The organism is Lyngbya confervoides BDU141951 (assembly GCF_000817775.3).
In the GTDB taxonomy this organism is placed as follows: Bacteria; Cyanobacteriota; Cyanobacteriia; order Thermosynechococcales; family Thermosynechococcaceae; genus Lyngbya; species Lyngbya confervoides.
Map to the genome: position 1 here is coordinate 1 of NZ_JTHE03000119.1, position 10,529 is coordinate 10,529.

The window sequence follows — 10,529 nt, forward strand, 5'->3', positions numbered from 1 at the left end:
GGCTGGTAGAGAAGGTCCTCGTTGGCCTCAGCGGGAGTGGGGCTCAAGGGAGTGGCGATCGCCGCGATCGCTGCCCAGGCAAAAATTGCGGGCTTTTTCAAAAAGCCTCTTTCAACAAAAAAATCCATAGTTTTCCTCACATCACACCAAAAATGAAACCCCAAATAGGGCTTCAGCTATGCAAGCCAGCGTCGGATAGACTTCGGCCGCAATTAAGCTAGAATTTCCAACCGCAGGACTGGTTTAACCCATCTTTGGCCCGAACTTCTGACAAACTCAATCAACAAACATACCACCAATAGCACTGGTCAATGACGGGAACAACCAAGAGCAGGTTAAGAACGTTCTTAACCTATCACCAGAGTCAGTCGAGTCATTTAGTCGAGTCATTCATCAGATGATCCAACTGAAACCCTTAACCAGATATTGGCAAAAGGATAATCGAACCTTAATAAACCAATCCAATCTCACTCGTTATTCTACAGAGTAGAGTTTCAATTCCTGCCGGTCTTTAGGATTGTATTGTCTCTATGACACCGCTTTACAGCTTTTTAGCAAAAGGGGGGCCGGTGATGATCCCCCTGGCCGTTTTGTCAGTGGCAACGGTGGCCTGCGCCCTAGAACGCGCCTGGTTTTGGACGCGCTTTCTGATTCGTGAAAACCAAATCGTTAAAGATGTGCTGGAGGCTGCCCACTATAGTTTGGAAGACTCCCGAAAAATTGCGAGCTATGCCCGCCACCTGCCCATCGGTCGCTTTTTGCTCGCCCCACTGAGCCTGCAGCATCCCACGCCCGAGACCTTTCGGCTTGCGCTGGAAAGCAGCGGTGACAGAGAGTTCATTCAGATGCGTAAAGGAGATAGGCTTCTGGAAACGGTGGTGGCCGTTGCTCCGCTGTTTGGATTGCTCGGAACCGTCACCGGACTCATTGCCACCTTCAATAGCTTGAATATTGGCGGGGGTGCCTCTACCGAAGCCGCAGGGAAGGCTGCATCCGGAATTGGAGAGGCATTAATCACCACTGCGGCAGGAATGGTGGTGGCAATTCTGGCCCTCTTGGTGCTTCGGGTCCTGATTACGCTCCAAGGCCATCAGCAAGACTATTTCTCCCAGGTTGGTTCGGAACTGGAGCTAATTTATCGGCAGATCTGGTATGAACCCCAACGCCATCAAATGGAGGACTTATCACAAGCCGATGAACCCCGCGCGGTTCTCTCCGTGGAGTCTCGTCCCTAGGAGACGCCGCCATGAAGTTTCGTACCGTCCGTGAATCTGTCATCCCTGAGGCAGATTTAATCCCCATGCTCAACGTAATGCTGGGCGTTCTGGCATTTTTCGTGATTTTATCCATGACCCTCACGACTCAAAAGGTCATCAAGCTGCAACTGCCTCCTGAGGTAGATGCGGAACAGCCCTATGACTTTTCTGAGATTGATACGAGTCGTCCCCTCCTGGTGGAGTTAGATTTGGAGGGAAATCTGGTGATTGAACAGTCAACGCTCACGGAGGACTTGCTCAAAGATCAGGTGACCTATTTTCTGGTCAATAACTCGGAGGACTCAGTCTTTTTCAAGCCCGATCCCCAGGTTTCCTTTGAAAAAATTTTACAGACCCTGGCTTTGCTCAAGCAAATCGGCAACGATCGCATTTCCCTGGTGATTGATGAACTTCCTCAAGCTGATCCCTAGCACTCTTCGCTGCTGCCAGCCCTAATTCCATGCGTCTAAATCGCTCTACCCATCGGTCGTCCACGGTCAATCTTGTGCCCATGATGGACGTGCTCATGACGGTCCTGACGTTTTTTGTCATCCTTTCCATGAGCCTCTCAGCCCCGCAAATTGCCGACATTCAGCTGCCTCGCAATGTTCCGGGCAAGGCAGATCCCTCAGAGAAAATCACGCCCCTGATGCTGGGCCTTGATGCCCAAGGCCAGATTATCCAGGGAAATCAAGTCATGGAGTCGGCCGAGTTGGTTAAGCTGGTGCAAACCTATTTTCAAAAGCAGTCCAACGGGAAAGTGCTTCTCGTTGCCGATCGCACCTTGTCCTATGGAAAGGTCACCCAGGTGCTGCAAGGACTCCGTCGCTTAGGCGCCACTGAGGTCTCTTTAGCGGTTCAGCCGGAATGATCCCGACTTTCTAGCAGTATATTCTCTCTAGTGAGATGAGGATCTCAAATTTGATTGATTTTAACCAGAGATAATCTAAAGATAATCGAAGCTTAATCTAGTAGTAAAGCACTCTTAATCTACTCCCCCTAAGTTGATTTAGGGATAAATGCTGGGGACTTGTGATCTCCCATGGCACATCTGAACTCAAAGTATTTCACTGGAACATTAAACATGAAGCGCTTCACGTTAATCGGTGTAGCAATAGCTGCATTCACTCTGGCTGTTGTTCCCTCGCTAGAGGCCACCGCTCAGAGTGCCAAACTCATTCAAATTGACGGATCAAGCACAGTTTTCCCGATTACGGAAGCGGTGGCGGAAGAGTTCCAAGCCAAAAACCGGGGGAAGATCAACGTCACAGTGGGAGTCTCTGGGAGTGGCGGCGGATTTAAGCAGTTTTGTGCCGGAGAGATTGACATTGCCAATGCCTCTCGCCCCATCAAAAGCGCTGAGATGGATCTCTGCAAGCAGAACGGCATCAAGTATGTAGAGATTCCGGTGGCGCGGGATGCCCTGACGGTTGTCATCAATCAGAACAACCCCTTCGTGGACATGATGACCATTGAGGAGCTGAAGAAGCTGTGGTCCTCTGAAACGAATCCGAAGGTGACCACCTGGAGCCAGATTCGTCCCGGATGGCCGAATCAGAAGATTTCCCTCTACGGTCCTGGCACCGATTCTGGAACCTTTGACTATTTCAGTGAGGAAGTGTTAGGGAAAGGGGGATCGAGCCGAGCCGACTATGTGGCCAGTGAGGATGATAACCTGCTGGTACAGGGCGTATCTCGGGATAAAAACGCCTTGGGCTACTTTGGGTTTGCCTACTATCTGGAAAACAAAGATTTAATCAAGGCGGTTCCCATCGATTCGGGTGCCGGTCCAGTGGTTCCCTCCTCTGAAACGGTTGAGAACTCTACCTATACACCTCTCTCGCGACCTTTGTTTATTTACGTTAGCGATCAGGCCTTGAATCGCCCTGAAGTCAGCAGCTTTATTGGGTTTTATCTAGACAATGCCGCCGATCTGTCGAGCGAAGTGGGATATGTGCCCCTTTCCAGTTCTGACTATGCCGCGGCCCGGACGAATGTAACCCAGAAGCGTTACGGCACTATCTTTTCTGCAACGCCCTCGGCAGGGAAACAGATTGCAGATTTGCTCAAGCTCGATCCAGTTCAGTAACCTCTGACACCAGCTTACCTTCCTACCTAGGGTGAGGGTCATTTGATCGGCAAGATCCAATGGCCCTTTTACCGTTGTGATGATTAATCTGCCTTCGCTAGTTTCATGAAGCTGACTGTTCCTGCCCTTTCACAACTTGCAGCGATCGCTCAGGGGATCTTTTTTCGCCCTATGCTGTACCTGGCATTGATCGGGCACTGGACCTTACTTCAGTGGCCGGTTCCCACCGATGAAGTGGCTGAGTCCGAGGCGCTTTTGGAAGAAAGCGTTTCCATTACCCAGGCTAAAACCCTTAAAACCCTAGCACCCCAGTCCAGCCCGACCCAGTCCGGGCCAACCCAGGCCGATTCCCCTTCCCCCAAGCTCAAGCCCAAACCAAAACGGCCGCCCAAAGCGCCACCGATCCTTCAGGCCCTGCGATCACCCCAGGTCCAGCCCGCATCTCCCACCCCTGTCGCTGAACCGGATCCCCTCCCTCAAGAGACTCAACCCTCCTCGAAACAGACGGACTCCCCGCGCCCCCAACCCGATCCCCAGGGCACCCCATCTCCTGACCTCACAGAGGACAGATCCAGTGAGGATCAAGAGGCCAGCGCAGGCAACCCAGTGCCAGATCATCTGTTAGCCTTCGCGGATAGCAGCCACTTATTTGGCGGCAGCGCGGCAGAACAATCCGTCGGCTTTTTGCCAGCCCTGCTGCCAGAACCAGAACGGGTCTTTACCGCTGCCAGTATTGAGGCCTACAACAAACAAACCGGAGAACTGGAGCAGCAGGAAAAGGTGCTGAAGGTAGACTGGTGGAAAAATAAGCCGCAGAAAGTGGCCATTGAACAATTCAGGCAGCGCTTTCAGGACCACAGAATCCAGGAGATTGGATCCTATGCGGGAGGACCGTTGTATGAATTGGAAAAAAATGGTCAGCTAATCTATGCCAGCCTGATTCAGCCGTCAAAACGGACCCTGCGTTCGTCTACGGTCTTCGTGATTTGGAAAAACAATCCTCTCTCCTAGAGCGCCTTTCTGAGGCCGAATAGACTATTTTCCTGGCTTTTGCGCACCAAAAACTCTCCCTGCCCTTGACTAAACCGTTGACATCCTCTCCCCCCAATCGCTAGGCAATATGGGTGGAGAGTCCTTGGGTCGTCCCAAGGATTTCCTGCATAGAGTTTCCATTTTCCTGCCATTCTCTGGGTTCTGGCCTGGATTGACGGACGGGGGCGATCGCGCCGGGGCTGGGGACCGCCTTCTAGAGTGGAGGGGCGAACCGATCCCGCCATCACGGTTGAGTGCTGCGCCCCCACCCCTTTAAGCTTCATATCCCCAAGGGTTCCCTGGCCCCTGCATGGCCAGCGGATGTTCCCCTTGCTTCCTCAGCTTGAAGCTTTGCAACCTTGTCTGTGTCTACGAGCATAGAAAACAACCACCAAGCTGCCCCATATTCCAACGCTAACCAAGGGGTCTGCAAGCAGGAAAATTAGGCTGAGGTAAAGTAGCAGACCGGAGATGACACGGGTTAGGGAACTGATGGCTTCCAGAATTTCGGAAGGGTCATCTGCATCCTGGCACGTCTCTAGGGTGTCGTTTGGTTTTGCCTCAGCGCTCAGGAAAGCATCGGGCACTAAGGCATCGGGCCCTAAAGCATCGGGCCCCAAAGCATCGGGCCCCAAAGCATTGGGCGCTAAGGCCTGTTGACTAACATTCATGGTTTACTCACTCACATCACACACGTTCATGGGTGAATTGTGTTGATGTTTTCAACAGAACATAAACCCGGTTTACAAATAGATACATTTACCCATCTCAACTGGATCTAGGAAATCGGCACCACGGGTTTTCCCTCCGTCCTGAGAGCGCTTTGTAAAATTGATGAAGGTTCCTGGTTCAGGGGCCAAGCAAAGGCATGGCGAAAAGCATTGACCTGGCAGGTTCGCAGCTGCTCAAAATCGATAATATCGTGGGTGAGTAAATTCTCGTATTCAAACGGTAAGCGCACATTGTGAAGCCCGGCATTATCTGTGCAGATTGCAATGTCTACACCCGCGTCAAAACATCGATCAAACACCACTTTCAGCTGCTGAATTTCGGACAGGGTCCCGGTCTTAAAGTAGGTGGTGGGACACACCTCTAAACACTGTTTGCGATCGGCGATCGCGGGCAGCAGTTCTGGAAACTGAAGCGGAATTTGTATGCCGTGGCCAATGCGCATCAAATAGGGCAGCAACTCAGGGTGACAGCCCTGAACTGTTTCATACAAATGCCCCGTTGTCTTGACATTGTGCGCGCGCGCAAAGGCATAAAGACTCACAAACTCCTCCAGGCGATCGCCGTAGAGGGAATCGCCCCCCGCCACATCAATCCCGCAAATGTATTCAGGCATTTGAATGGCCAGATCGACAATGGCCCGATTCACTTCATAGGGCAGCCGCGAGTGCATGCAAAGAATTTGGCTGGTAATGATGGGATATTCCTGGAGACGACTCGCCTGCCCCACAGTCTGGACAATCTGAGCCATGTGGTCAATACGCTGGGTTTGACTGAGATCCTCCGGTGTTCGGAAATAAGGGGTGTAGCGCAGCTCCAGATAGGCCAGATTTTCGAAAATGTAGGCCCCTCTCATCAATCGATAAATGAAGTAGGGCAGCGTTTCGTTGTTCTGCACACTTTCTACCAGGGTGTGCAGCTCTAGATATTCTGCCAGGGAGTTTCTCGGACGGGTATAAAAGTCCTCAAACTCTTCGTACTGTCCGAATTGCGAGGTCAGATCGGTGCGGTTGCGCTGAAAAAAACGCCACAGTACACGAGGCACCACAGAACCGCCTAAATGGCGGTGAAGTTCAGCATACAAAGCCATAACAACCTCAATGTACGGGAGAAGGTGAAATTTTTCTTAATATAGCGAAATTTTTCAGCCCCTGCGGGGAATATCATGGATACCCTGAAAAAACAACAAAATTTAATTTTGTGTTACATTATTTTACATGATGTTTCATTGAAAAATTTCCCCTCCCATGAACATTCGCCAACAGTTACCCCTTGAACAGCAGTTTGAGCTTCAAGTTTTTGAGTCTCAGGTGAAGGACCTTTCTCAAGAGGATGCCCATCAGTTACTCATCCAGATGAGAGAAGCGATGCTCCATCAAACCGTGACATTCCGTGAAATGCTCAAGGATGCCTGGGGGATTGGACAGAACGTTGATGGGGTTAGCAACCTGTTGACCGACAGCTAAGGTCTAGCGCTGGCTTTGAGGCTGCACCACGGCAGGTCCTCCCTCCTGGGAGAACACGTTCGCCTGCCAGGTTTTCAAAGCGTTTAATCCCCGCACCGTTGCTCCCTGTCGCAACTAATTTCAATGACGCCGAATTTATGGATGGGGCTTTGGGTAGATGCCCTTCTCCAAAACTGTGACTCAGAGGGCTAGAGTTCCTAAACCATCCAGGCTAGGGCGATCGCCCTCCGCCAGCGGAATGGGATGCATTGAAAAACTCCACAATGTAAGAGATAACGATTCGCCTGCCAGGTTCATCTCCGCTGGCTCAGCAATCTAGGGAGGCATTGCACTTTTGTTATGCTCAGCCCCATGGCCCAGATGGACTCGCAACCACTGCTGAGAACACCGCTGGTAATCTGATACGGGTCAACACCTTCGAGGCGATGCCCTCACCGGGTCAGGGAAAAGGGGGGAAGCGCCTCGTGACGCCATTGCTTTTGAAATAACTCAACGATGAAGGGCCGAACCGTCAATGGGGGGGGAGAGCCTGGTGCCACATCAATGCGCAGATACGAGTAGGGCCTGCGTTTTTCAGATCCGTGGCCGCTGCGACCCACAAAGCGCAAGGATTTAGCCAGTATCCGTTCGTCCTGAATCAAGGCTGGCCCCTCCGGCCGCTGTCGCCGCAGGCTAAACCCGCTGCCACCGCAAACAATCCAGTTGAGGTAAGAATCGGCATGCCCAGTATCCTGGGTTTGGAGGTGCTCCAGGCAGTGGGCGTGACCATTAAGAACTAGATCCACCAAAGGATGATTCTGGGGGCGAGGGGCGATCGCTCGGTCAACGGCATCAAAGACCTGCTGCAAATGATATCGAATCGCTAACGTTTGCCCCTGGTCCCACTTTGTCGCTTCCGTGACGTAGGGAGGATGGTGGAAGAACAGGATGCGGCCTCGGGCGTCAGGGTCGCCCCAGGATACCACCAACTCTTGCTTGAGCCACCGTAGCTGGGCATGATCCACATCGTGATGGGTCGCGGCGGCCAGTTGCTTATCAATATCCCGGATTTGCTCGGATAATTGCTCGGCCTTCGCGTAGAGGTCGTGCAGCTGATCGCGATCGCCAGGCGTCGCAACAGACCTAGAGGCTTTGCCCAACAGGCGCAATTGATCTTGCTCTAGTGCGGTTCGCTGCTGTTCGAGCTGACGACGGCGGCGGGTTCCCGACTGCCCAGCAGGAATCGGTTCAGGACTATTGAAGGTATTGGAGTCGAGGGCAAAAAAATCTATTCCCCCGTAGCGAAATCGGTAGTAGCGGTTGGGCAATCGCGTAAATTGTCCGGGTTGATACCGCAGACAGGATCCCCGTTGATCGCCACCATAGTGACGCGCTAGATGCTGCTCAAGCTGCTGAGGATTTTTATCTTTCAGGTAGTCCAGGAAGGCGCGAGCGTAGGCATCGCCACTGTAGGATCCATGCCAGCCAACGTCTATATCTAGCTGCGATCGCAGGAGGTAACGAAGCGGAAGCGTGGCTTGGGAGATCACTCCCAAAATGAGCGGGAGATCGTAGTAATCGTGGTTGCCTGGGACAGGTAGGAATGGACGCTTGAATACCATGCGGTCATAGCAGATCTCCTCAGGTCGATCGCCCCCCACGAGATACTCGCGGTAGGGCTTGATAAAATTTTCAAAGTATTGTTCGCTCGACCCCACGAGATAAATCACATCTCCGGTATGGAGAACAAAGCGGCAGTCTGATCCCTCGGCCATCATGCTCTGTGCGATCCGCCGTTGGGGACTATCGCCCCGATGAAAGCCTGATCCGCTGTCTCCCACCACTAAAAAGGAAAATTCTGAATCCTCGGCTTGGCCGTCGTCAATAATGAGGCGAGTTTGGTCAATGTTGCGTAAGTGACACAAGGAATCCTGCCAGCGGACCCGTGCCTGCATTTTCTGGATTTTACGTGCAATAGAGGGATCTGAAACAAACTGCATTGCAACCTTGGAAGCTAGCGATCATGCCTACCAAGATACACCAACCCTTATTTATCCTCATAGTTCACAGAGCGAAGAAGATCATGAATAAACTCAAGCTTCATCGCCACCGGCCGACTAAAAACTTCTGGGACAAAATCTAGGAGTCCTAGGGTTCGATTGAGCTCGTTGAGAATGATTCCGAGTTTTTTGTACTGCTGGATCATCTCTGCAAAGGAGCAGGTCTGCACGTCTAGGCCATACTGGAGATCTACGTGGTGAGCCGTATCTAACACTGTAACCATGTCTAAGTAGGTTCCAAAGGTTTCGGCAAAGTCTTCCCAGGGATGCATGGTTGCGTAGGCACTAATATAATGGTCTTCCCAACCTTGAGGCGGACTACTTTGAGCATAGTAACGGTTGAGGGCCTCTGAATAGGTGGGATTTTGATGATCTCCGAAAAGAGTCTTGAATGTCTCGATCCAATCTCCAGTGACCAGAACTTGCCAATAGTAATGGCCGATTTCATGGTGAAAATGACCAATCAGAGTACGATGGGATTCATTCATATCCACCCGCAGCTTTTCCCGCTCCACCGGATCTGCTTCCTGGATATTAAGGGTAATGGTGCCGTCGGCATGTCCGGTATAGACCCGTTCACCGGTTCCTAGCTTTCGCCAAGACGAATCGCGCAGGATAATGTCGCCCTTAAAGGCGAATTCAAGGGGAGGTCCCCATGCCGCACTGTTGTGGCTGAGCGGTAAGTTTAAAAGTTCCAAGGTATATAACAGGCGGCGTTTTGCGGCTTCGATCCGTCGCCATTTTTCCAGATTCCCAGCCACAGATAAGTCCGGGATGGTGACGTTGTAGCGGCAATAGTCACACAGACCATGGGAATCTGAGGCTGAATCGGGCGTAAGACACCGATTACAGACGCAATAGGTGACATAGTTGTGGCATTTTTGTAGCTCAGCCTGACAATCGCCATGACCACAGCGATAGCAATTCTCTGCCCTCTCAATCGGAATCAACGGAGAGATGCGATCGCAGCGAGGACACCATCCAACCTCCCGCTGACACTGGATACATTGGGTATTGTCGAAAAAGAGGGTGTTTTGACAGCGGCATTGAAATGTTTTCACTGATCCAGATAGATAGAGATAGATTGAATTGACATTCTCTCCCTCTGACCTTTCAGAGACAGAGCGAGATTCCCTGGGTCGCCCCAAGGATTTCCTGCTTCAGTGCCAGTTGACTAGACTTCATGACTGATCCCCGTCACCTCGACTCCACAGGCATTGTCTATGCCCCAGTGCCCACGGACATCACTTGCGCCGCAGCCCTGTCTCTTGGCTTGATTGACCCACATTCAAGACAATGAGCGATTCTGAGAGAGATATTGAGAGCAATTCTGACACTCAAGTCTTTTTTGACTGCGGCACCACAATCAGCACAGTCCTGACTCGTCCCTCTTGGGTCAACCTTGCCGTAATACACCTCTTGCTTGAAGCATACCCAAGGCAGGATGGGATGAGTGAACGGCCCCAATTCTGCATTCAACGGATGCTTACCTAGCATTCCTCTGGCCATAATGCGGAAGTCCTTATCAACATTATTCATATCCCTGACATCGCTCTCCTTCAGGATAGGATGCTAGGCCATAACGGCAAAACGCCGATGCAATGTGAAGATACTCTCAAACTAAGATAGCTGCATGCATTGCGACTCCCCCTTCGGGAAGATTTACCGGCTTGCGTGTCAGACCCTCGGGAACAGAGATCTATCGCGCCAGATCGGATTTCCGACACTGCTAAACTTTTGGAGAGTGCGATCGCTGAAAAAAGGCCTCCCGCATCAGTCCTGACAGCATCTGCGATAAAGAACAGGCTCAATTCTCGGGGGACCTATCGGGTGCTCCCCGAGGGCTACCAATTTAAGGCGGGACAGTTTTGAGAAAAATGTATTTTTTGGGAGAGTGCTCTAACCAGGGTTGATCCTG

Annotated in this window: 10 protein-coding genes and 1 pseudogene; 6 read left to right on the plus strand and 5 right to left on the minus strand. The window is 51.6% G+C overall.

Going from position 1 to position 10,529, the window contains the following annotated elements; all coding sequences use genetic code 11:
* Window positions 1–530 precede the first annotated feature (530 nt).
* The 5 genes from QQ91_RS20825 to QQ91_RS20845 all read left to right on the plus strand — a co-directional run bounded on the left by QQ91_RS20825 (window position 531) and on the right by QQ91_RS20845 (window position 4,356).
* Window positions 531–1,235: a MotA/TolQ/ExbB proton channel family protein gene (locus tag QQ91_RS20825; RefSeq protein WP_166283626.1), complete on the plus strand. Its 705-nt coding sequence runs from the start codon at window positions 531–533 to the stop codon at window positions 1,233–1,235.
* A gap of 11 nt (window positions 1,236–1,246) precedes the next feature.
* Window positions 1,247–1,687: an ExbD/TolR family protein gene (locus tag QQ91_RS20830; protein WP_166283628.1), complete on the plus strand. Its 441-nt coding sequence runs from the start codon at window positions 1,247–1,249 to the stop codon at window positions 1,685–1,687.
* Window positions 1,688–1,716: 29 nt separating this feature from the next.
* A complete protein-coding gene (locus tag QQ91_RS20835; protein WP_166283630.1) occupies window positions 1,717–2,127 on the plus strand; it encodes an ExbD/TolR family protein in 411 nt (136 codons plus the stop codon).
* 213 nt (window positions 2,128–2,340) lie between these two features.
* Window positions 2,341–3,345: a PstS family phosphate ABC transporter substrate-binding protein gene (locus tag QQ91_RS20840; protein WP_236096241.1), complete on the plus strand. Its 1,005-nt coding sequence runs from the start codon at window positions 2,341–2,343 to the stop codon at window positions 3,343–3,345.
* 105 nt (window positions 3,346–3,450) lie between these two features.
* Entirely contained in the window at window positions 3,451–4,356 is a 906-nt protein-coding gene (locus QQ91_RS20845) for a hypothetical protein (protein WP_166283634.1), read from the plus strand.
* Here QQ91_RS20845 and QQ91_RS20850 read toward each other — a convergent pair.
* Together QQ91_RS20850 and QQ91_RS20855 are read right to left on the minus strand one after the other, a co-directional pair.
* On the minus strand, window positions 4,353–4,661 hold the full coding sequence (locus QQ91_RS20850; protein ID WP_166283636.1) for a hypothetical protein: 309 nt from the start codon (window positions 4,659–4,661) through the stop codon (window positions 4,353–4,355). The genes QQ91_RS20845 and QQ91_RS20850 overlap by 4 nt on opposite strands.
* A gap of 494 nt (window positions 4,662–5,155) precedes the next feature.
* Entirely contained in the window at window positions 5,156–6,196 is a 1,041-nt protein-coding gene (locus tag QQ91_RS20855; protein ID WP_166283638.1) for an adenosine deaminase, read from the minus strand.
* A 157-nt stretch (window positions 6,197–6,353) separates the two neighbouring features.
* On the opposite strand from QQ91_RS20855, the gene QQ91_RS20860 reads away from it, so the two are divergent.
* The gene (locus QQ91_RS20860; protein WP_166283640.1) at window positions 6,354–6,572 is read left to right on the plus strand and encodes an NblA/ycf18 family protein; all 219 of its coding nucleotides are present in this window, start codon (window positions 6,354–6,356) and stop codon (window positions 6,570–6,572) included.
* A gap of 431 nt (window positions 6,573–7,003) precedes the next feature.
* Here the strand turns inward: QQ91_RS20860 and QQ91_RS20865 are convergent, their stop codons facing one another.
* The 3 genes and pseudogenes from QQ91_RS20865 to QQ91_RS20875 all read right to left on the minus strand — a co-directional run.
* On the minus strand, window positions 7,004–8,506 hold the full coding sequence (locus QQ91_RS20865; protein WP_349306878.1) for a metallophosphoesterase family protein: 1,503 nt from the start codon (window positions 8,504–8,506) through the stop codon (window positions 7,004–7,006).
* A gap of 92 nt (window positions 8,507–8,598) precedes the next feature.
* Window positions 8,599–9,672: a zinc-binding metallopeptidase family protein gene (locus QQ91_RS20870; protein WP_166283644.1), complete on the minus strand. Its 1,074-nt coding sequence runs from the start codon at window positions 9,670–9,672 to the stop codon at window positions 8,599–8,601.
* 52 nt (window positions 9,673–9,724) lie between these two features.
* A pseudogene (locus QQ91_RS20875) lies at window positions 9,725–10,138 on the minus strand (zinc ribbon domain-containing protein); the annotation flags it as partial.
* Window positions 10,139–10,529 lie beyond the last annotated feature (391 nt).